The organism is Peribacillus sp. SIMBA_075 (genome assembly GCF_046534585.1).
In genome coordinates, this window is record NZ_JAWRYN010000675.1 from 1 (window position 1) to 269 (window position 269).

A 269-nucleotide genomic window follows, 5' to 3' on the forward strand; every position below is an offset into this window, starting at 1 on the left:
GCTGTACTCCATGCTAAGGCCTGGACTGAGGCAATATACAAAATGCATGCAGCCTTTGTTTGCCCTTGCGATCAGCTCTTCTATTTGCACGAGCGCTGACCCCGGGTGTGGCTTCATCCATCTCTCTCGCAGGTACAAATCGTCCTTTGGAGAGTAAAAATACGCATTGTAACCATAGCGTTGCAAAAAGTCGATCATGTCTAGCCGCTCCGCATGCGTCCAGGGCGTTCCGTAGAAGCCTTCAATCACACCGCGAACGGCAAAGCCCG

At 52.0% G+C, this 269-nt stretch carries 1 protein-coding gene; it reads right to left on the reverse strand.

From position 1 onward, the window contains the following. Nucleotides 1–249: beta-N-acetylglucosaminidase domain-containing protein (locus SB775_RS29890; protein ID WP_410864871.1), on the reverse strand; the 249-nt coding region annotated here is incomplete at its 3' end. Nucleotides 250–269: the final 20 nt, after the last annotated feature.